14 protein-coding genes, 1 other RNA gene and 1 pseudogene are annotated in these 21,730 nt (G+C 71.0%); 12 read left to right on the top strand and 4 right to left on the bottom strand.

Annotated features, from left to right (window positions below; all coding sequences use genetic code 11):
* Nucleotides 1-15: 15 nt before the first annotated feature.
* Nucleotides 16-108: signal recognition particle sRNA small type (ffs, locus tag ACX114_RS09690), an RNA gene on the top strand.
* Between the two features lie 86 nt (nt 109-194).
* Here ffs and ACX114_RS09685 read toward each other — a convergent pair.
* Nucleotides 195-1,661 carry a glycosyltransferase family 39 protein gene (locus ACX114_RS09685; RefSeq protein ID WP_459296925.1) on the bottom strand — a complete coding sequence of 489 codons (1,467 nt, stop codon included), beginning with the start codon at nt 1,659-1,661 and terminating at the stop codon, nt 195-197.
* Between the two features lie 109 nt (nt 1,662-1,770).
* On the opposite strand from ACX114_RS09685, the gene ACX114_RS09680 reads away from it, so the two are divergent.
* From ACX114_RS09680 to recR, 5 genes are all read left to right on the top strand, one after another.
* Nucleotides 1,771-3,309 (top strand): phytoene desaturase family protein, encoded by a 1,539-nt coding sequence (locus ACX114_RS09680; RefSeq protein ID WP_459296923.1) that lies wholly within the window; start codon nt 1,771-1,773, stop codon nt 3,307-3,309.
* Between the two features lie 77 nt (nt 3,310-3,386).
* Nucleotides 3,387-4,598: a DNA polymerase III subunit gamma/tau gene (gene dnaX / locus ACX114_RS09675; RefSeq protein WP_459296921.1), complete on the top strand. Its 1,212-nt coding sequence runs from the start codon at nt 3,387-3,389 to the stop codon at nt 4,596-4,598.
* A gap of 610 nt (nt 4,599-5,208) precedes the next feature.
* Complete coding sequence (locus tag ACX114_RS09670; protein ID WP_459296919.1) at nt 5,209-6,279, top strand: DNA polymerase III subunit gamma/tau; 1,071 nt, start codon at nt 5,209-5,211, stop codon at nt 6,277-6,279.
* Between the two features lie 98 nt (nt 6,280-6,377).
* Nucleotides 6,378-6,695 carry a YbaB/EbfC family nucleoid-associated protein gene (locus tag ACX114_RS09665; protein WP_120551982.1) on the top strand — a complete coding sequence of 106 codons (318 nt, stop codon included), beginning with the start codon at nt 6,378-6,380 and terminating at the stop codon, nt 6,693-6,695.
* A 6-nt stretch (nt 6,696-6,701) separates the two neighbouring features.
* Nucleotides 6,702-7,295 carry a recombination mediator RecR gene (gene recR, locus ACX114_RS09660; protein ID WP_459296916.1) on the top strand — a complete coding sequence of 198 codons (594 nt, stop codon included), beginning with the start codon at nt 6,702-6,704 and terminating at the stop codon, nt 7,293-7,295.
* 9 nt (nt 7,296-7,304) lie between these two features.
* Here recR and ACX114_RS09655 read toward each other — a convergent pair whose 3' ends face one another.
* The 3 genes from ACX114_RS09655 to ACX114_RS09645 are packed head-to-tail and all read right to left on the bottom strand — an operon-like array spanning nt 7,305 to nt 12,741.
* A complete protein-coding gene (locus ACX114_RS09655) occupies nt 7,305-9,176 on the bottom strand; it encodes a protein kinase domain-containing protein (protein WP_459296914.1) in 1,872 nt (623 codons plus the stop codon).
* 3 nt (nt 9,177-9,179) lie between these two features.
* Nucleotides 9,180-11,144 carry a FecR family protein gene (locus tag ACX114_RS09650; RefSeq protein WP_459296912.1) on the bottom strand — a complete coding sequence of 655 codons (1,965 nt, stop codon included), beginning with the start codon at nt 11,142-11,144 and terminating at the stop codon, nt 9,180-9,182.
* A 31-nt stretch (nt 11,145-11,175) separates the two neighbouring features.
* Entirely contained in the window at nt 11,176-12,741 is a 1,566-nt protein-coding gene (locus tag ACX114_RS09645) for a carboxypeptidase regulatory-like domain-containing protein (RefSeq protein WP_459296910.1), read from the bottom strand.
* 223 nt (nt 12,742-12,964) lie between these two features.
* Between ACX114_RS09645 and mglB the strand changes: the two genes are divergently transcribed.
* From mglB to ACX114_RS09615, 6 genes and pseudogenes are all read left to right on the top strand, one after another.
* Nucleotides 12,965-13,444, top strand: a complete 480-nt coding sequence (gene mglB / locus ACX114_RS09640; RefSeq protein ID WP_002637270.1) for a gliding-motility regulator GTPase-activating protein MglB — start codon at nt 12,965-12,967, stop codon at nt 13,442-13,444.
* 11 nt (nt 13,445-13,455) lie between these two features.
* Nucleotides 13,456-14,043: a gliding-motility regulator Ras-like GTPase MglA gene (gene mglA, locus ACX114_RS09635; RefSeq protein ID WP_014394794.1), complete on the top strand. Its 588-nt coding sequence runs from the start codon at nt 13,456-13,458 to the stop codon at nt 14,041-14,043.
* Between the two features lie 108 nt (nt 14,044-14,151).
* Nucleotides 14,152-14,952 carry a dihydrolipoamide acetyltransferase gene (locus ACX114_RS09630; RefSeq protein ID WP_459296906.1) on the top strand — a complete coding sequence of 267 codons (801 nt, stop codon included), beginning with the start codon at nt 14,152-14,154 and terminating at the stop codon, nt 14,950-14,952.
* A gap of 12 nt (nt 14,953-14,964) precedes the next feature.
* Nucleotides 14,965-17,370 (top strand): tetratricopeptide repeat protein, encoded by a 2,406-nt coding sequence (locus ACX114_RS09625; protein ID WP_459296904.1) that lies wholly within the window; start codon nt 14,965-14,967, stop codon nt 17,368-17,370.
* 2 nt (nt 17,371-17,372) lie between these two features.
* Nucleotides 17,373-20,801: a tetratricopeptide repeat protein gene (locus ACX114_RS09620; protein WP_459296902.1), complete on the top strand. Its 3,429-nt coding sequence runs from the start codon at nt 17,373-17,375 to the stop codon at nt 20,799-20,801.
* Nucleotides 20,798-21,649: pseudogene (locus tag ACX114_RS09615) on the top strand (tetratricopeptide repeat protein); the annotation flags it as partial. The gene ACX114_RS09620 and the pseudogene ACX114_RS09615, both read left to right, overlap by 4 nt.
* Between the last annotated feature and the right edge of the window lie 81 nt (nt 21,650-21,730).

Here is a 21,730-nt window from a genome sequence, read left to right as displayed (position 1 = left end):
AGTAGCAGCACGGATTTTGTGGTCGGGACAACGTGGGGGCGCGAACCCCGCCAGGTCCGGAAGGAAGCAACGGTAGCGTACTTCCGCGTGTGTCCCGGCCGTTCTGTCTCACCTGAAGCGCCGACATCCCTCCGGGGATGCCGGCGCTTCGGCTTTGCGGGCTTCCCCTCCCCTGCCCGGCCGCCGCCTTCGTTTCAGTCGCGGACGAGGAGGGTCTCGCGCCCCACCTCGCGGACGACGCGGAAGCCGGCGGCCTGGAGCTCCGGCAGGACCCGGCCCTCGAAGGTGACGGCGCGGTTGAAGGCGCGGTCGCGGATGGAGGCCTGGAAGGCCGCGTCCCGGGGCCAGTCGCAGGTGCGCCAGGGGATGTTCTTGCCGATGTAGAAGAAGCCCCCGGAGCCCCACAGCCCCTCGTTGACGATGAGCAGCCCCGTCGCGTCCCCCCGCGTGGCCCGGACGATGGCGCGGAACTGGTCCGCTCGCAGGTCGCTGGAGGGAAAGCCCCGGCCATGCACGAACCCCAGGGCCAGCGCGAGCACCGCCGCCCCGTTCCTCGGCCCCTGCCGGGAGAGCGTGGCGAAGGACGCGGCCAACTGGGACGCCGCCGCGAGCAGCGCCACCACCAGCCCCGGGTAGAGGAAGCGCTCCTCCTTGTGGGGCGTGGCCAGGAGGACGGCGGTGTAGACGGCCGCGCAGGTGAGCGGCAGGGACAGCGCGCGAAAGCGCACCAGGGGGGCCAGCGACAGGGGCACGGCGGCCCAGGCCCAGAGGGGCACGGCCTGGAGCAGCGGCTCCCAGTAGAAGTCCGGCGGTGAGGCGCCGAACGCGGCGGCGGCCTTCCCGGAGAGCAGGTTGTAGTCCACGTAGGCCCGGAACGAGTGGAAGGGCGCGCCCCAGGTGCCCCAGTCGAGCAGGCCCAGCCCCACCGCCACCGCGGCGCCTCCCACGCAGGTGAAGCCGAGCAGGCGCCACCTCCGGGCGGCGGCCAGCCACAGGAGCGCGGCCACCACGAAGAGGGCGGACGGGTAGCGCGTCACCACGGCGAACCCCAGGGCCATGCCGCCCACGAGCCCCGCCCGGCGCACGCGCGCGTCCGCCCCGATGTCCGGCCGGTCCAGGGCCTCCATGGCCACCAGGAGGAAGGACGCGGAGAAGGACTCCGACAGGGTGCGGCCGGCGAAGAGGAGCACCGGCGCGCTCAGCCCCACGAGCAGCACCGCGAGCGCCCCACCCCACGGGCCCGCCCGCCGCTCCGCGAAGCGGTACACGGCCCACAGGCTCCAGGCATGCAGGGCGAACTGGGGCAGCGCCACCACGCCCCGGTAGACGCGCGGGTCGGTGACGCCGAACCCGTGCGCCACCTTGAGGAAGGCGGCCAGTACGCCGGGGACGGCCCAGTTGCGCAGGCCCTCGCGCCACTCCCAGGCCAGGATGCCGTAGCCGTGCACGCGCCAGTACGCGGGCTCCAGCGCCTGGAACACCTCGTCCGGGTGGATGCGCCCCAACTCGCTCACCGCGAGGGCGCAGGGCACCAGCGCCACCGCGAGGAGCCCCAGCACGCGCAGGCCCGCGGGCAGTCCCGGCCGGACAAGGACCGGGGCATCCAGCGGAGCCGGGGGAGGAACGGAGGCCGGGGGCGCGTCGGAGTGGGGGGCGTTCACGTGGCGGGCGCGACTCTTTCCGGCCCTGACGTCCAGCGCAAGACGCACGGTGTTTGTCGGGGAGGCAGCGGCTCGGGTAGGAACGGCCTTTTCCCCCAAGGAGGAAGACATGCCAGACGTCATCGTGGTGGGCGCGGGCCACAACGGACTTGTCGCGGCGGCGATGCTCGCGCGCCGGGGCCTGTCGGTCACCGTGCTGGAAGAGAAGGACCAGGTGGGCGGCGCGTGCAAGACGGAGTACCCGTTCCGCACGGCCCCGAAGCTGGGCGTCTCCACCGGCGCGTACCTCCTGGGGTTGATGCCGCCGGAGCTGCTCCAGGAGCTCCAGTTGGAGCTGCCCCTCAAGCGGCGCGACCCGCACTACTTCCTGCCCACGATGGACAAGCGCTACCTGCTCTTCGGCTCGGATGAGCGGGAGCTGGAGCGGCAGTTCCGCGAGTTCTTCTCCGAGGCGGACTGGAACGCCCACGTCGCCATGAACACGGAGCTGGCGGCGCTGCGCGAGGACCTGGCGCCCGCGTGGCTCCTGCCGCCCCGGCCGCTGGAGGAGACGGCGGAGCGGTACGTGCGCCCTGCCCTGCGCCAGCACTTCATCCATCTGTGTCGCGGCACGGCGCGGGAGTACCTGGAGCGCTTCGGCTACAAGTCCGACTTCGTGAAGGCGATGTACGCCGTCACCGACGCGTTCTCCGGCCTGGACGGCGGCTACGACACGCCGGGCACGGGCATGAACCTGCTGGTGCACAACCTCTGCCGGCTGCCGGGCAGCGGCGGGACGTGGATGATTGTCGAAGGCGGCATGGGCACCGTCACCCAGCGCATCGCGGCGCTCGCGCGCAAGCACGGCGCCCAGCTGCGCACGAACGCGAAGGTGGCGTCGGTGCGCGTGGACAGCGGCGTGGTGAAGGGCGTGGTGCTGGAGAATGGCGAGGAGCTGTCCGCGAAGGTCGTGGTCTCCAACGCGGACCCCTTCCGCACGCTGAAGCTGGTGGACTCGGAGGCGCTGAACCAGGACTACCGGAGCATGGTGGACGGGCTGTCCGCGCCGGGCACCACGCTGAAGGTGAACCTGTGCCTCAAGTCCCTGCCCACCTTCACCTGCCTGCCGGAGGACCGGGGCCAGTTCGGGCCCACCATCCACCTGCTGCCCCAGGAGGACGACGTGCTGGGGGCGCTCGCGCACGGCTACAAGGAGGCGAAGGCCGGACGGCTGGCGGAGTTCCCCTCCATCGAGTGGTACGTGCACACCACGGTGGACCCTTCCCTGAAGGACGCGGAAGGCCACCACAACTCCGCCCTCTTCGTGGAGTGGGTGCCGGAGAAGCTGGAGGGCACCACCTGGGAGAAGGAGGAGGCGCGCTACGTGAAGCACCTCCTGTCCATCTGCGACCGCTTCGCGCCCGGCACCAGCGACCTGGTGCAGGAGTACTTCGCGCTCACGCCGCCGAAGATTGAATCCCACTTCGGCATCACCCGCGGCCACATCCATCATGTGGACAACAAGCGCGGGTTCACCGACCGGCTGCCCTATGAGACGCCGGTGCAGGGGCTCTACTTCTGCAGCGCGGGCTGCCACCCGGCCGGGAGTGTCATCGGGGCGGCGGGCCACAACGCGGCCAACGTGGTGCTACAGGCGCTCGGACGCTGACACGGAGTGCGTCTCACGGCGGGCGGAATGGACGTTCCATGGATCCTTTTGCCCGCCGTGTTTAGATGGTTGTCCCCATGAGCTACCTCGTCCTCGCCCGCAAATGGCGCCCGCAGAAGTTCGATGACATGACCGGCCAGGAGCACGTGGTCCGGACCATCGGGAACGCCATCAAGATGGACCGGGTCGCGCACGCGTACCTGTTCTGCGGTCCTCGAGGGGTGGGCAAGACGACGGCCGCCCGCCTGCTCGCCAAGGCGCTCAACTGTGAGCAGGGCCCCACGGCGACCCCGTGCGGCACCTGCCGGGCGTGCACCGAAATCACCGCCGGCACCAGCGTGGACGTCGCGGAGATCGACGGTGCGTCCAACAACGGCGTCGAGAACGTGCGCGAGATTCGCGAGAACGCGAAGTACCTGCCGCAGCGCGACCGCCACAAGATCTACATCATCGACGAAGTCCACATGCTCTCCGGCGCGGCGTTCAACGCGCTCCTGAAGACGTTGGAGGAGCCGCCTGGTCACGTGAAGTTCATCTTCGCGACGACGGAGGCGCACAAGCTCCCGGACACCATCCTGTCGCGCTGCCAGCGGCACAACTTCCGGCGCATCTCCGCGGCGCGGATGCTCCAGCGCCTGAAGGAGATCTGCCAGGCGGAAGGCGCGGGCATCTCCGAGCAGTCGCTGTCGCTGGTGGTGCGCCAGTCCGAAGGCGGCATGCGCGACGCGCTGAGCCTGTTGGATCAGATTCTCGCGTCGTGCGGTCCCAACCCCACGGACGAGGCCGTCGCGGAGGCGATGGGCGCCATCGACCGCACGGTGGTGCAGGACTTCGCGGAGGCGCTGGTCCGCAAGGACGCCAAGCGCGTGCTGGGCCGCGTGGATGAGGTGTTCAACCGGGGCCTGGACCTGAAGCGGCTGGCGGAGGAGCTGGCGCTGCAGCTGCGGCACCTCTTCGTGACGAAGTCGCTGGGTGAGGCACCCGCGGAGCTGGCGGAGTCCGAGCAGAAGGCGCTCGTGGCGCTGGCGAAGGAAGCGGACACGGCGCAGTTGTCGCGGCTGTTCGACATCGTGCACGGCTGCATCTGGGACGTGTCGCGAGCGGCGCAGCCCCGGCTGGCGCTGGAGATGGCGCTGCTCAAGGCCATCCAGCTGTCCCCGGCTGGTTCGATTCCCGACCTGCTGGCCCGCGTGGAGCGGCTGTCCGCGGGCCTTGGCGCGGAAGGCGCCGCGAAGAGCACTGCCGGAGCGCCAGGAGGTCGCTCCGGTCCCGCGAACTTTCGCGTCTGAGGTCCAGACCGAAGTCCGCGCGCCCGCGCCCGTAGCAGCGCCGCGTCCTGTCGAAGGTCCGAGCACTCCCGCGCAAACGGGCGCCACGCCGCGTCCGTTCGAAGCACAGGGCCTGTCCGCGCACGCGGAGACCCCGTCGCGTCCAGTGCCTCCGTCCGCCTCCGCGTCGACGGTGGCCCCGCCGCGCATGACGGACACGCAAGGTCCGTCCGCATACACGGAGGCCTCGTCACGCCCGGTGCCTCCGTCCGCATTCGCGTCGCCGGAGGCCTCGCTGCGCATGGCGGTTACCCAGAGCCCGTCCGCGCATGCGGGGACACCGCCACGTTCGTTCGACGCTCCGGCTTCGTCCGCGCACGCGGGCGCGACGGTCCGGCCGTTCGACGCAGCTGGCGCGTCGGCGCCCCCCGCGTCCAACGGGCACTCACGTGAGGCTCAAGGCCCTGCGGCCTACGCGGGCGCGAGCCCTCGTCCCTTCGGGGCGCAGGATGCGTCCACGCGCACGGGCCCGACGCCGCAGCCATTCGAGGCTCGCGGCGCATCTCCGCACGTGGGGGCCACCGCCTCACACGAAGCTCCCTCACGCGGTGAGCAGGCCGGTGCATCCGCCGTGGCTACCCGGACGCCTCCTGCCGCGCTGATGGAGGGCCTGTCCCCCGCGGCAGCCCGTCCCCTCTCCTTCCTTCGCAATGGCGGTGGCGCGGCCGGTCCCGTTCCAACGCCCGCCGCCGTGCCTCCCGCGCCGGTGGTGATGGACGACCTGTCTCCGTCCGCAGCGCGCCCGCTGTCCTTCCTGCGCAATGGTGGCGGTGCGGCCCCCGCGATGGAGCCCCCTCCGGCCCCGGGCGTCGTCATGGACGACCTGCCCCCGTCCGCGGCCCGTCCCCTCTCCTTCCTCCGCAACGGCGGCGCCCAGCCCCCGGCTCCTGCTGATGTCCCCACGCCCGCGGCTCGCGCGCCCGAACCCGCCGCGCCCACCGTGCGCATCACCAACATGCGCAAGCCGGAGCCCGTGGCTCCTCCCGAACCTCCGCCCCACGGCGACGAGGACGCGGACGAGCGCATGTTCCCGGAAGAGGGCTCCGCGGAAGGCTGTGCCTCCGGCGAGTGCATCCCCGTGGCGGAGCCCGCCGCTCCCGAACCGGAGCCGCCGGAGCCCGAGCCGCCGCCCGCGATGGCGCCCGTCGCCACCAGCCGCGACAACCCCAACCGCTCCCTGCCCGAGCGATGGCGCGCCGCCGTGGAGACCGTGAAGGCCACGTCCGTGCGCCACGGCACGGCGCTCGCCAACGGCCGCCTCCAGTCCATGAAGGCGGGCGAAATCATCCTGGGCTTCCCGCCCTCCGCCGCCTTCCACAAGGCCGCCGTCACGGCCGCCGCGGGCAAGGCCACCGTGGACGCGGCGCTCGCGTCGCACTTCGGCCGGGCCGTGAAGCTCACCATCACGGACGTGCCCCAGACCCAGGATGTCCTCCCGGGCGGCATGGGGCTGAGCCTCTCCGAGGTGGACACCCAGACCCGAAACACCCACGAGAAGTCCACCGAGGGCAAGGTGCGCTCCCACGCGTCCGTGCGGGCCATCCTCAAGATGCTGGGCGGCGAAATCGAACACATCCAGGTCTACGAGCCCGAGCGGCCACCGGCCAACCTCCCGGACGTCCCCGCTGCTCCTGAGGACTGACAACGCCGCCGCACCCCGCTAGGGTGCGCGGCAACGTCCCTGCTCCGAGCGGCGCCATGGCGGCCCCGCGCTCCCACGACCGGGGACCGAGGAAGCACATGCCCGGCATCGACCTGAACTACTTCATCCGGCAGGCGAACAAGCTCACCGAGAAGATCGAGGAGCGGAAGAAGCAGCTGGCGGAAGAGACCGTCGAGGCGAAGTCCGGCGAGGGCCGCGTGACGGTCGTCGCCAACTGCGTGCAGGAGATCCGCAGCATCAAGATCGACAAGAGCGCCATCGACCCCAACGACCCGGGGATGCTCGAGGACCTCATCACCGCCGCCGTGAACGCTGCCCTGGCGAACAGCCGTCAGCATATGAACGCCGAGCTGGCGAAGATCTCCGGCGGCGTGAAGATCCCCGGCATTAATTAAAGACGGATGACCCCCGATCCGCTGAATCGCCTGGTCGCCCAGCTCGCGAAGCTGCCGGGCATTGGTGAGAAGACCGCCCAGCGCCTCGCGTTCCACATCCTGCGGGCGCCGGGCGAGTTCGCCGTCGACCTCTCGCAGGCCATCCGCGAGGTGAAGGAGAAGGTGCACCTGTGCGTGCGCTGCTTCTCCCTCACCGACTCGGAGCTGTGCGGCTTCTGTCGCGACAACCGCCGCGACGAGCGAGCCCTGTGCGTGGTGGAGACCTACTCCGACCTGATGGCGCTGGAGCGCACCCGCGAGTTCAAGGGCCGCTACCACGTGCTGCACGGCGTGCTGTCCCCGCTGGAAGGCGTGGACCCGGAGCAGCTGCGCATCAAGGAGCTGCTGCACCGCCTCAACGACAGCCGGGTGGAGGAGATCATCCTCGCCACCAACCCGGACATCGAGGGCGAGGCCACCGCGCTCTACCTCACGCGGCTGCTCAAGCCGATGGGCCTGCGGGTGACGCGCATCGCCCAGGGGCTGCCCATGGGCGGCGACCTGGAGTTCGCGGACCAGGCCACGCTCGCCAAGGCGCTGTCCGCCCGCCGCGACCTGTGACGACGCGGGCTACTGCGTCACCTTCCACGAGAACGGCATCAACACCGTGACCTCCTGGTCGCGGTGCACCGGGAAGCGCAGGCTCTGCGCCTGCGTCTCCAGGCAGCGTCCCACCGGCGTGGACGCCAGCGGCCCGCGCGTGCCTGCGCGCACCTTGCCCGACGACACGATGGTGAGCTCCACCTGCACCTCGCCCGAGGCCGCCGGCAGGTCGGACTTGTAGCGCTCGAAGCAGCCCGTGATTTTCGAGCGGCCGCCGGACACCACGCGCTGGATGTCGTCGATGCCCAGCGTCACCGGCTCCTTCGCCGCCGGCCTCTTCGTCACCTTGCGGTGGGACGTGTCCTCCACCCCGTCGTCCACATGGGGCGAATCCGTCACGGACGTCGCCACCGCGTCACCGCCGGGCGTGTCGTCCCGCACGGTGCCCTGAACGTCTCCCGGTGAGGTCCCTTCAGGCCCCGGGGCCGGAGTCCCCTGCGTGCCCTGGGCCGCGACCGCGGGAGCCTGCGTGCCCGCCGGAGTTCCAGTGGCCACGGGCGCGACGGCCTGCTGTACCGGAGGCGGAGGCGTGACGGTCGCCGCGATGCCACCGGGCCGCGCGACGACGAAGGCCACGCCCGCGGCCACCAGCCCCAGACCGCCCACCACGCCCAGGAGCCAGCGACGGGACGCGGGCTTCACCGGAGGCGCGCTCGGCACAACCTCCGGCTCGGGAGCCTGCGCCTGCACCGGGGCCGCCTTGTTCTGCGTGGTCAGCGCCCTCACGCCCGTGCTGCTCGGGCGGACCACCGGCGGCCCGTACGTGTTCGTCCCGGCGCTGGCGATGGCCGCGAACTCGGGGTCCGTCGGACGCGCCGCGGTGAGCGTGGCCATCGTGGGGATGCGCGTCTTCTCCGTGACGCGCTCCTCGCCAAAGTGGTTGCGCAGGAACGTGCCCAGCGCCGGGGCGCTCGCGGCGCCGCCCTGGAAGTCCGAGGCGAAGGTCTCCAGCGCGACCGCGAAGTCCTCCGCCGTCGCGTACCGGTCCTCCGGCTTGAAGGCCATGGCCTTGAGGATGATGTCCTCCAGGCCCTGCGGCAGGTCCGCTCTCAGCGCGCGCGGCTTCTCGAACTCGCACTGGAGCAGCGCGTTGAGCACCGCCAGGTCATTCTCACGGGAGAAGGGCCGCACGTGCGTGACGGCCTCGTAGAGGCTGACGCCCAGGGAGAAGACGTCCGCGCGCGGGTCGACCTCCTTCCCCTGCGCCTGCTCCGGCGCCATGTAGATGTACTTGCCCTTCACCACGCCGGTGCGCGTCTGGACGAGCCGCGACTCGGCCTTGGCGATGCCGAAGTCCAGCACCTTCACCTGTCCCTGGTACGTCACGTACAGGTTGGACGGCGACACGTCCCGGTGCACCACGTTCAGCGGCTGGCCCTGCTCGTTCGTGAAGGCGTGCGCGAAGTGCAGGCCCCGCGCCGCGTCGATGAGCACCCGCAGCACCATGGGCAGCGGCACGTACTGCCGGCGCCGGCCCGCGAGCCGCAGCGTCGTGGAGAAGTCCTCGCCCGCGAGGTACTCCATGCAGATGTAGTAGCAGCCGTCCGTGAAGCCCAGCTCGTGGATCTGCACGATGTGCGGATGCGACAGCTTCGCCGCGAGCCGCGCCTCGTCGCGGAACATCTCCACGAAGTCCGGGATGGCCGACAGCGTCGGCAGCATCCGCTTGAGCACCACGTTGCGCTCGAAGCCGTCCGCGCCCAGCAGCTTGGCGAGGAAGATCTCCGCCATGCCGCCCTCGGCCAGCTTTCGCACGAGCACGTACTGCCCGTAGGGCTGGAGGAGCGTGGCGGTGGATGCGCCGGCGGGATCCGGAATGGGAACGTTGGGCTGTGCCATCCCTCAAGGTCCTCGCGGTTTCAGGGTGCGCACCGTGAGTACGTCCGGGGCACCAGGGCGCGTCATCTTAAACACCAGGAGGGGGGGCATTCCCATGGGGGCCACCCATGTATCGAAGCGGTGCTTGGCGTCCAGGGGCACGGCCCGTCCGTTGATGGACAGGCGGGCATTCACGGGTGCCACGCCCGAAGCCCGCACCTTCTCCGCCGCCGGCACACCCTGGCGCGGGCTGTCCACCACCAGCCCCACCACCGAGTTGTCATAGACGAGCTCCAGCTTGTTCATCCGCCCGCCCTTGAGGGCCGCCCCCGCCTGCGACAGCGGCGTGACGGACCACAGGTAGCTGCCCTCGCCCAGCTGTCCCGCCTCCAGCGCCGCGCGCGTCTCCGATACCGTGCGCTGCACCACCGGCGTCGCCAGCGAGCCCGCCTTGTACACCGCCACGCGATAGGTACGGGCCTGCGGTTCCTCGCCGTAGGTGAAGGTCACCGCCGGGGGCTTGTCCTGGTAGAAGATGGTCGTCTTCTCCGGCCCCTCCGGCACCACGTTGCGCGCGCGCGCCAGCGAATTGGTGGGCGACTCCGGAGCGAAGTGGACGCTGCCCGCCGCCACCTGCGTGCCGTCCTCCTTGCGCGCCCGCCAGTACAGCGTGCCCTTCGCCAGCGCGGTGACGTTGACGGAAGCGCGGTGCACGCGGCCCCAGAGCACCGGGCGCTTGAAGGCCGCGTCCTGCGCCGCCTCCACCACCGCGTCGCCCTCGCCCTCCCAGGTGAGCGCCACCTCCGAAAGGCCCCGGTGGAAGACCTCCGTGCCGTCGCCCGGGCCCACCGCGACCACCGCCTCCTCCAGCGGCTCCACCTTCGCGTTGCCGTCCGTGCCCACGGTGGCGCGCTCACCCGCGCGCAGCTCCTGCCGCGCCTCGCCCCGCCGCAGCGTCACGTCGCCCGTGTGCGCCGCCACCTGCATGCCGGCGTGGGTGCGGCGGATCTCCAGCCTCGCGCCACTGCCCGACTCCACCGTCATCTCCGGCAGCACCACGCGGCTCTCACGGCCCATGGCGAGCTGCACCGCCAACAGGCCCTGGAGCAGGTTGACGCGCGCCTCGTCGATGGTGCCCTGCTGGCCCGCGCTCTCCAGCACCGCCTCCGCGCCTGGAGCGAGCGTCAGCACCGTGCCGCTGTCCTTGAGGGACAGCACCGCCTCGCCTCCCTTTGTCCGCACGCCGTCGCCGAAGGCCAGCACCTCGCCCTCGCGGCGCACCTTGCGCCAGCGGCCCGTGTCCTTCGACTTCACCTCCGCGACGCCAGACGACGCGCGCACCGTCACCGGGATGGGCGCCAGCTCCACGACGCGCGGGGCGGACGTCACCTGCGCGCGCTCGCGGGTCAGGTCCACCGCGTCGCCCTGCGCCGCGCGCAGCGTCTTGCCGTCCTTGGAGACCAGCTCGATGGCGCCCAGCTTCACCTCCACCCGCGCCGAGTCCTCCGCCACCGCGACCTTCACCTCCGACTGCTCCGGCCCCACCCGCGTGAGGCCGAAGGGGGTGAGGATGTTCAACGTCACCTTGGAGCCCGCGCTGTCGGCCTTCCCGCCCGCGGGCACGCGCGACAGCACGATGCCGCGCTCCACCTTCATCACGATGCCCGTCGCGTCCGAGCCCACCGCGAACCGGCCCTCGCTGCCCACCTCCACCGTCCGGTCGCCCGGGAAGCGCACCGTCGCGGATCCGCTCTCGCCCGTCTCGACCGCGTCGCCCGCGAGCAGGGGGCCCTCCACCGCCGGGCCCACCTTGCCGCCGCGCTCCAGGCGCACGTCGCCGGACAGCCCTTCCAGGCGGCCAATGGGAACGACGCTCCCCGCGTCCACCTCCACCACTGGCGGAGGTTTCGGCGCCTCCTCGCGTTCACACCCCGAGCAGCCGGAGAGGAGGACGAGCAGCGACAGCGCCAGGATGCGGACAGGACTCACTGAAACCTCGACGACGACGGACGGGCGCGATTCACCGGCCCCTCGGGAACAGATCAACGTTGAGAATGGCCTGCTCGCCCTCGCGCACGGTGACCATCTTCGTCTGGGTCCGGTGCCCGGGCGCGGACAGGGTGATGCGGTACGTGCCGCCGCGGACGCGCGCGGTGAAGGTGCCGCTCTTGTCCGTGCGCGTGCGCACCTTCGCCTGGGGAATGGACACCGTCGCCACCAGCGGCTGGCCGTTGCGCGCGCTTCGCACCTGGCCCACCAGCGTGGCCTGCTCGCCCTTGCGGTCCTGCGACAGCACCACCACCAGCTCCGACGTCTGCCCCGCCACCACCACCGCGGCCTCTTCCGTGGGGCGGAAGCCCGGCGCGGACATCGCGATGGCCACGGGCCCGGGCTCCAGCCCCTCCAGCAGCAGCTCGCCGGCCTTGTCCGTGCGCAGCCGCGCGGTGCCCGAAACCACCTGCACGTCCGCGACCGGCGCGCTGTTCTTGCCCTGCACCACCTTCAGCTTGAGCGAGCCCGTCTTCGGCGCCTTCTTGCGCAGCCGGAGCTGGACCGGCGCGCTCTCCGGGGCATCGCCGTTGACGGTGGCGACCGCCGTCGCGTCCTCATAGCCGTCCACGCTGGCCTGCGTGGACTGCGCGCCCTCGGGGAGCAGCACCCGCAACTGCCCCTGCGCGTCCGCGACCCGCTCCTCGTCCGTGCCCGGCGTCTTCAAGGAGGGCACGCGCACGTGCGCGCCCGGAAGCGGTGCGCCCGTCTCCGCGTCCACCACGCTCAGCGCGACGAAGGCCTGGCGCGGGCCCGCGGGTCGCGACGCCCGGCCCACGCCATCCAGCGCCACCTCGAAGCCCAGGCCGATGCGGCGCATCCGCTGCTCGGAGCGCAGGCCGCTGTCCTCCAGCTCCATCGTGTCGTGCGCCTGCTGCACGTCCAGCAGCAGCCGCCCCGTCCAGCCGTCCCGGCGCACCACCGGATACGACAGCGCCGCGCCCACCACGTAGCCGGACGACGACGCCTTCAGCCCGTCCGCCGCGTGCGCGGAGAGCGTCAGCGGCACCTCGCCCCGCGCCTCCAACTGGAGCCGCGCCGGCAGCGCCACCAGCACCCGGCCTGACATCAGCGCCGCGTGCCGCACGCCCCGCTGCAACACCGGCGCGTAGGTGAACCCACCGAACAGCGGCAGCTGCGCGAAGCCATAGCCCGCGCCCAGCTCCAGCCGCACCGGCCCCAGCGACAGGCGCCCGCGCGGCCCCACCGAGCCGCGCACCAGGCTGCCACCCGTCACGCGCGAAGAGGCATCCCTCAGCTCGAACGCCTCGCGCTGCAGATCCACCTGGCCCCCCAGGTACTCCCCCGCCCAGCCCATCAACGTCAGCGCCACGTCGTTCGGCGTCAGACCGCTGTAGGTGAGCCCGGGCCCTACATCCACCTGCTCACCCTGCCGTGAGGACAGCCCGTAGCGAAGGCGCAGCGAGGCGCGCTCGGACTCGGGGGCCTGCGCACGGGCGGCCCCGGTACAGGCGAGCGCCAGGACGAGGACGACGAGGCGCGGGAGGATGTCGGTGAGGGGGCTCGAGCGGCGCAAGGCCCGGGAGAGTATAGAGAAGCGGGGCAGGTGTCCCAACCCGCGAACCCGTCATTCCTTCAAGAAGCGGCGCGGATCACGGCTGGCTTCTTGCTGGAGTGGAACTGCTTTGCTAAGCATGACGGCGGTCGGTAGCGCCTCGTCTAACCTCCGGGATTCACTCCAGAAACATCGGAGCGCCGCCGTGCGCGGGGCGAGCGAACGCTGAGGAGCGCATACGCCCATGGGCACGCAACTGGTGATGTACGAAGAGGAGTTCACCAAGATCAACGCCGTTTGCGACCGGCTCACCAAGGACGCGAACGCGAAGGTGGTCTTCCTCGTCGACAAGAACGGCCAGCTCATCTCCTCGGCCGGCCAGACGCAGAACATCGACACCACCTCGCTCGCGTCGCTGACGGCCGGCAACGTGGCCGCCATGGGCGGACTCGCGAAGCTCATCGGGGAGAACGAGTTCCCCAATCAGTTCCATGAAGGGGCGAAGGACAGCCTCTACATGACCATCGTCGGCAGCCGGGTGGTGCTGGTCGTCATCTTCGACAACCGCACGAGCCTGGGTCTGGTGCGCCTGCGCATCAAGAAGGCCAGCGACGAGCTGACGAAGATCTTCGAAAGCCTCGTGAAGAAGACCGACAGCCCCGGAGCCGGTTCGCCGTTCGCCGAGATCTCCGACGACGATATCGACAACCTCTTCAGCGAGTAACCCGGGAAGCCATGTCCTTCATCAATTACTCATCCCGCGAAATCAACTGCAAGATTGTCTATTACGGGCCGGGACTCTGCGGGAAGACGACCAACCTTCAGTACATCTACAACAAGACCGCGGCGGACACGAAGGGCAAGCTGATCTCCCTCTCCACGGAGACGGACCGCACGCTCTTCTTCGACTTCCTCCCGCTGTCGCTCGGTGAGATCCGCGGCTTCAAGACGCGCTTCCACCTCTACACGGTGCCCGGCCAGGTGTTCTATGACGCCAGCCGCAAGCTCATCCTCAAGGGCGTGGACGGCGTGGTGTTCGTCGCCGACAGCCAGATTGAGCGCATGGAAGCCAACATGGAGTCGTTGGAGAACCTGCGCATCAACCTGGCGGAGCAGGGCTACGACCTGAACAAGATTCCGTACGTCGTGCAGTACAACAAGCGCGACCTGCCCAACGCGGTGACCGTGGAGGAGATGCGCAAGGCGCTCAACCCGCGGAACATCCCGGAGTACCAGGCCGTGGCGCCCACGGGCGTGGGCGTGTTCGACACGCTCAAGGCCGTGGCCAAGCTGGTCCTCACCGAGCTGCGCAAGGGCGGTTGACAGTCCGCCTGCTTCCCCGCCCGGCGGGCTGGCCCCCACCGGGCAGCCCCCGGCAAAGGATGGTATGACCTCGTGCCGTCGGGCAGAGCCGCCTTCCGAGGTCGTACCGTGCGCGTCGCATCCGCCACCTTTCGTCTCCTCGCGCTCCTGAGCGCTGGCCTGTCCGGGCCGGTGTTCGCGCAAGGTGCGTCCCCCTCCCCTGCTTCCCCGCCTCCGGCCGCCGCCGCATCATCGGCCGCGAGCACGCCACAGGCCCCCGCCGCGCAAGCACCCGCGGGCGACCAGACGGCGGACGAGGCCTTCACGTCGCGCGTGAAGACGCTGGAGGAGCAGGTCGTCGACCTGAAGGAGAAGATCTACCGCTCCAAGGCGCGCCTGCTGCTGCTCCAGGAGTCGGTGATGGGCGGCGAGCTGTCCACCGGCGCGCGCGCGGTGCTGGTGCACAAGAACGAGATGGGCAACGCGTTCCAGTTGGAGTCGGTGGTGTACGCGCTGGACGGCGCGCCCATCTTCACCCAGGTGGACACGCAGGGAGACCTGAACCGGCACCAGTCGCTGGAGGTCTTCAACGGCCGCATCGTGCCGGGCCAGCACCAGCTCGCGGTGCGCCTGGTGTACCGGGGCAGCGGCTACGGCGTGTTCAGCTACCTGGAAGGCTACAAGTTCAAGGTGCAATCCAGTTACACCTTCAACGCGGAGTCCGGAAAGGTCACCACGGTGAACGTGGTGGGCGTGGAGAAGGGCGGCCTCACCACGGACCTGAAGGACCGGCCCGCGGTGCGCTACGACATCGAAGTGGCCAAGGACACGCGCGCGAACCGGCCCGCCGGCCCCAGCGCGGGCTCGGAGACGGAAGGCGCACCGGGGACGCCCGCCGCGCCGGCCACCACCTCCAGCGAGCCGAAGTAGGAGCGGACGGCCGTGACCGCGACGCTTCACGCCCTGGCCCTCGCGCTGTCCCTCGGGGCCGCGCCCGCTCCGGCGCCCCAGGCCCCCAAGCCGGGGGCCCCGCTGCCGCCCATGCCCGCGTCGCTGAGCTCGCGCGCGGCTTCGGTGGAAGCGGTGGAGGCACAGCTGCGCACCGCGGAGCTGTCGCTGCGCTTCGTGGAGACGCAGTTCACGGAGCGCCCGGAGCCCAGCAGCACCGACTCGCAGCTCAAGCGCTTCTCCGAGGGCGAGGTGTACTCGCTCCTGGGTGACTGGGCCGCCGCGTCCGTCCTCTTCTACGACCTGGTGAGCGACCCGGCGTTCAAGGCGCACCCGCGCTACCCCGAGGCGGTCTTCTACCTGGCGGACGCGCTCTACCAGCAGAAGAACGACATCGGCGCGCGGGTGTACCTGCGCGACGTGCTGGACCTGCCCCTGACGCCGCAGCGCTACAAGGAGGCCGTGAGCCGCTACCTCGCGGTGGCGGGCCGGCTCCAGCAGTTCGAAGGCATCGACACCTACGTGGAGAAGGCGCGGCAACTGTCGGGCGGCGTGCTGGCGCCGGACATCGCCTACGTGCACGCGCGCGGCACCTTCAAGCGCATGGATTTGACGCCGGAGGAGCACCAGCAGCGCTCGCGCGCGCTGTTCGCCCCGCTGGCGCAGAGCCCCGGCGCCTTCCGCGTGCAGGCCGTCTATCACCTGGGCGTCCTGAGCGTGCAGAGCGGGGACTACCCGGCCGCCATCGCGCAGTTCCAGCGCATCGTGGGCACCGGGCCGGAGGCCGTGGTGTCCACCGGCATTCCGGAGGCGGAGGCCCAGCGCTTCCGCGAGCTCGCGTTCCTGTCGTTGGGACGGCTGATGTACGAGACGGGCCGCTACGACGAGGCGCTGGACCACTACGGCCAGATTCCACGCGAGAGCGAGCGCTTCCCGGAGTCACTGCTGGAGGTCGCGTGGACGTACGTGCGCAAGCAGGACTTCACGCAGGCGAAGAACGCCACGGACATCCTGCTGCTCGTCGCGCCGGATTCGCAGCTCGCCCCCGAGGCGCGCATCCTCCAGGGGCACCTGCTCCAGAAGCTGCGCCAGTACGACGAGGCGCTGGAGACGTATGACGGCGTGGCGAACACGTTCCGTCCCGCGCGCGACAAGGTGGACGCGCTGCTGCGCGTGAACCAGGACCCGGTCGCGTACTTCGACAACCTGCTGGCGCGCAACGAGCGCTCGCTGGACGTGAGCACGCTCCTGCCCCCGCTGGCGCTGAAGTACGCGTCCACGCAGAAGGAGGTCGCGGACGCGGTGCGGATGGTGGGCGACCTGGACAGCGGCCGTCAGGGCGCGGGCGAGGCGAAGGCCATCGCGGAGCGCATCCTGGAGGCGCTGGACGCGCGCGGGCTGGAGGCCTTCCCGGAGTTGCAGGAGGGCTACGTCCGCACGGAGGCCGTGGACACCGCGCTCACCGCCGTGGAGCAGTCCCTGGTCCAGGCGGAGGCGGAGCTGGTGGAGGAGAAGCTGACGCCCGCCGAGCGCGAGAAGCTGCTCGTCGCCCAGGGCGCGCGCGAGGCCCAGCGGCTGCGCTTCGCGGCCCTGCCCACCACCAACAAGGAGCTGGAGGAGCGCCGCCACCGCATGCAGGCCAAGGTGGACGCGGTGGACCGCGAGGCCTTCCGCGTGGGCTACGAGCTCCAGAGCCTGCACGCCAACGCCGCCGCCATCCGCAAGTGGGTGGAGGACACGCGCGACGAGCGGCAGGCGGACCCCGCCGAGGAGCGCGAGTTCCTGGTGCAGCTCCAGGCGGAGATCGCCACGCTGAAGGACCTGCAGGCGGAGCTGGACCGCACGCGCGCCCGGCTCGCCAGTGAGCGCCAGTCCACGGACACGTCGCTGGAGGGCGAGGCCGCCATCCGCGCCCGCTACTCCGCCGCGCTCCAGCAGGAGCACGGCCTCTTGCGCGCCGGTGAAGGCCGGCTGTCCGGCGAGGACACCCGCGTGCTGTTGCGCATGCACGCGGTGCGCTCGCGCATCGACTCGCTGCGTGGCCGGGTCGCCATCGCGCGGGTGGCGCTGCGCTCGCGGCTGGAGAACCGCGTGAAGTCCATCCGCGACAAGGTGCGCGTGGAGCAGGCCCTGCTCCAGGGCTACGAGCAGGAGGTGGCCGCCGCCTCCGGTGACGCGCGCAACCTGGTGGGACGCATCGCCTACGAGAGCTTCCGCCGCGTGCGACAGCAGTTCTACGACCTGGTGCTCAAGGCCGACACCGGCACGGTGGACGTGGCCTTCAGCCGCACGCAGGACAACGCCGCGAACATCCAGAAGGTCGCCAAGGAGAAGTCGGACGCGCTGCGTGCGCTCGACCTGGAGTTCAAGGACGTCCTGACGTCGGAAGGGGGGGACTGAACATGCGCCGCCCTGCCCTCGCCCTCCTCATCGCCCTGGCGCCGCTGGCCGCTCACGCCGCGAAGGCCAAGGCCCCCAGCCAGGCCGCGAAGAAGGCCTCCAAGCCTTCCGCGCCCGCGGCCCCCGCGAAGTCCCAGCCCGCGCCTCCCGCCGCGCCCGCGCCCAACACCTCGCGCTACCTGGACGGCCTGGGCCACACGGCCGAGCAGGAGAAGCTGCTGCGCGACGTGAGCCGCGCGCTGGAGGCTTACGAGGCGGAGTCGCGCGACTTCCACCGCGAGGTGAAGCAGCTCATCGAGCGGCGCTACCAGCAGAAGCGCTCCGCGCTCAACAACGCCTACGAGAAGACGCTCACCGCGCTGGAGTCGCAGGAGCGCACGCAGCGGCTGGACGCCATCGCCCGGGCCGAGGACTTCCTGCGCCGCTACCCGGACGAGCCGCGCGCCACGCCGGACGTGATGTTCCGCCTGGCGGAGCTGTACTACGAGCGCTCCGCGGACGAGCACCAGTTGGCGCGCAAGGACTACGCGGAGCGCGTGCGCACCCTGTCCGACGAGCAGATGGCGGACCTGCCACCGGAGCCGGACGTGGACTTCTCGCCGTCCATCGGCGTGTACCGCACGCTCCTCGCGCGCTTCCCGGACTACAAGCTCAACGACGGCTCCCTGTACCTGCTGGCGTACTGCCTCAACGAGCAGCACAAGGACGAGGAGAGCCTCGCCACCTACCAGCAGCTCACCACGCGCTACCCGAAGAGCCGCTTCGCCACCGACGCGTGGACGCGCATCGGCGAGTACTGGTTCGAGGACGAGTCCGACCCGGAGGCGCTGCGCAAGGCCGCGGAGGCGTACACCGCCGCCACGCGCGACACGGAGCACCGGTTCTACGACAAGGCCCGCTACAAGCTGGCCTGGACGTACTACCGGATGGACTGGTTCGAGGAGTCCGTGGACAGCTTCCTGCTGCTCCTGGACCACTACCAGTCCCACCAGCAGTCCGGCAGCAAGGCGGACGAAGGCGACCTGCGCTCGGAGGCGCTCCAGTACATCGCGCTGTCGCTCGCGGATGAGACCTGGGGCGGCGTGGCGAAGGCCCGCGACCTCTTCGCGAAGCGCGGCGGCCGGCCCTACGAGGCCGAGGTGTACCGCCGGCTGGGCAACGTCTACTTCGACCAACTCCGCAACCCGGAGGCCATCGCCGCGTATCAGCAGGTGCTGGCCACCGACCCGCTCACCACGGACGCGCCCCGCCTGCAGCAGCGCATCGTCCAGGCCTATGAGCGCGACCGGCGCATGGACCTGTACGCGCGCGAGTCGGAGAAGCTGGCCAACGACTACCTGCCCGGCGGCGCCTGGTACGAGAAGAACAAGGACGACCCGAACGCGCTGTCTCACGCGCAGACGCTCGCCGAGCAGAGCCTCTACTCCGCCGCCGCGTACCAGCACCAGCAGGCGCAGGCCTTCCAGAAGGAGGGCAAGGACGCGGAGGCGAAGAGCACCTACGCCTCCGCCGCGCGCGCGTACGGCACCTACCTGGAGCGCTTCCCGCGCAGCAAGACCGCGTACGCGATGCGCTTCTTCCACGCCGAGTCGCTCTTCAACTCGGACGCGTACGGCCCTGCGGCGAAGGAGTACGAGGCCGTCCGCGACTCCAACCAGGACAACACCTACCGCGACGTGTCCGCGCACAATGCGGTGCTCGCCTGGAAGGCGCAGCTGGACGAGGACGTGAAGGCGGGCCGCGTGCCGGAGCGCAAGCCGCTGCGCGCCAGCGAGCGCCCCAAGGACAGCGCGCACGCGCCCGTGGCCCTGGCCCCGACGGAGGCCGCGCTCGTGAAGGCGTCCGACGCGTACGTGGCGCTGCTACCCAAGGAGGAGGCCGCGCCCGGCATCGCGTACCAGGCCGCGGAGCTGTTCTACACGCACGACGACTTCACCCAGGCCCGCCCCCGCTTCGAGCGCGTGGTGCAGGCGTACCCGCGCAACCCGGTGGCCGGCTACGCCACCAACCTCATCATCGAGTCCTTCCTCATCGACCAGGACTGGAAGAGCGTGGAGGAGGTCAGCGCGCGGCTCGCCAGCAACACGCAGGTGGTGGACCCGTCCAGCGAGCAGTACCGCGAGCTGATGAAGTTCAAGCTCGCCGGCCGCTTCAACCTGGCGGACCAGCTGGCCGCGCAGAAGCGCTACGACGAGGCGGCGAAGAAGTACCTCCAGCTGGTGGAGGAGGCCCCCCGCCACGAGTTCGCGGACAAGGCGCTCAACAACGCGGCGGTGGCCTACGAGGAACTGCGCCGCTTCGACTCCGCGATGAAGCTCTACGAGCGCATCTACCGCGACTATCCGAAGTCGCCGTGGGCGCACACCGCGCTGTTCCGCGTGGCCCTCAACGCGCAGAAGTCCTACGACTTCGACAAGGCCGTCACCAGCTACCAGAAGCTGGTGAAGGACTACCCGAAGGCCGAGGAGCGCGAGGCGGCGCTCTTCAACGCGGCGTCGCTGCTCGAAGGACAGCAGCGCTACGCGGAAGCCGCCGCGGCCTTCCAGCGCTCCGTGGAGCTGTACCCCCACGGCAAGAGCGCGCCGGAGAACCAGTACCGCGCGGCCCGCATCCTGGAGAAGTCGGGCGACACCAAGGGCGAGGTCCAGGCGCTGGAGGCCTTCGTCCGCAAGTTCGCCAGCAAGGCGGACCAGGTGGAGCTGGTGGTGGACGCGAAGCGCCGCCTGGGTGACGCGTGGAAGAAGCGCGGCAACGCGAAGGAGGCCCAGCGCGCGTACTCCGCCGCGGCGGACGAGTTCGACCGCCGCAAGCTGAAGCCGGACACGCAGCCACGCGCCGCGGAGGCCGCCGCGTACAGCCGCTTCCAGTTGGCGGAGATGGAGTTCCAGCGCTTCGACGCGCTGAAGCTGAGCGGCGCCGGCAAGGCGCTGGAGAAGAGCTTCAGCAAGAAGACCGAGGCCGTGAAGGCGGTGGATGCCGCGTACGCGAAGGTGCTGCCGTACAAGCAACTGGAGTGGTCGCTGGCGTCGTTCTACCGGCGCGGCTACGCCCTGGAGCGCTTCGCGGCCACGCTGCTGGAGGCGCCGGTGCCTCCGGAAGTGAAGCGCCTGGGGGACGACGCGGTGCTGACGTACCAGGACATGCTCACGCAGCGCACCGTGGCCCTGGAGGACCGCGCGGTGGAGAGCTACGCCGCCACGCTCAAGGAGGCGCGCAACAACCGCGTCTCCAACGAGTGGACGCGCCGCACGCTGGAGTCCCTCAACCGCTTCCGCCCCAAGGAGTACCCCGTCCTCAAGGAGGCCCGGGGCGCCCTCGCATCGGAGACCGTGTATCCGGACGGCCTGCTGGGCAGCCTCGCCGCGCCGCCCGCGCCCGCGCGCGCCGACCCGGACAAGGCGACCCGTCTCACGGAAGGGGGCACGCCATGAACGCGGGCCGCAAGTTCGCGCTCACCGGGCTCGTGCTCTGGCTGTCCGCCTGCGCCTCCGGTCCGGAGACGCGCAAGGACTCGAAGCTCACCGGGCCGGAGGCAGGCCCCGCCACCGCCATCAGCACGTCGCCCCAACCGGGCGAAGCGAAGTCTGGCGACGCGAAGCCCCAGGCGAAGGAACCGGCCCCGGTCGCGAAGTCGCTCGCGGGACCGGAGAAGGACTTCACCAGCGCGGTGGAGATCGCCCGGCGCGGCGAGCTGACCATCGCGGAGACCGCGCTCAAGGCCCTGCTGGAGAAGTCCCCGAAGCTGGGCCCCGCGTGGACGAACCTGGGCATCGTGCAGGAGCGCCAGGGCCGCTTCCCGGACGCGGAGCGCTCCTACCGTCAGGCGCTGGCGCTGGATGCGGACCAGGAGGCCGCGTGGGACTGCCTGGTGCGGCTGTCCGCGCGCACGGGCCGCGCGGCATCGCTGGAGGCGGAGCTGCGCGAGGCGCTGACGAAACAGGACTCCGTGGCCCGCCGTACGGCGCTGGCGCTGAACCTCCTCTTGCAGAAGAAGCACACGGCCGCCGTCGCGGAGGCCCGCCGCGCGCTCCAGGTCAGCGAGCAGCACGTGCCCGCCATGCAGGTGCTCGCGCAGGTGTACGCCCGCGAGGGCAAGTACGAGCTGGCCTCCATGGTGCTGGGCAACGCGCTCGCCATCGACGCGCAGGACGCGGCCACGCTCAACGCCCTGGGCCTGGTGCACCTGGGCCTCAAGGAGCGCCCCTTGGCGCTGGAGCGCTTCCGCCAGGCCATCGCGCTCCGGCCGGACTTCGCCGAGGCGCGCAACAACCTGGGCACCCTGCTCAACGAGGGCGAGGACTACGCCGGCGCCCGCGTGGAGCTGGAGGCCGCCGTGAAGAGCCGCGCCGGACTTCGCCGC

It is taken from the genome of Corallococcus sp. M7, assembly GCF_054512695.1.
Note: the sequence above shows the minus strand (reverse complement) of the source record. Positions and strands in the feature narration are given on the sequence as shown.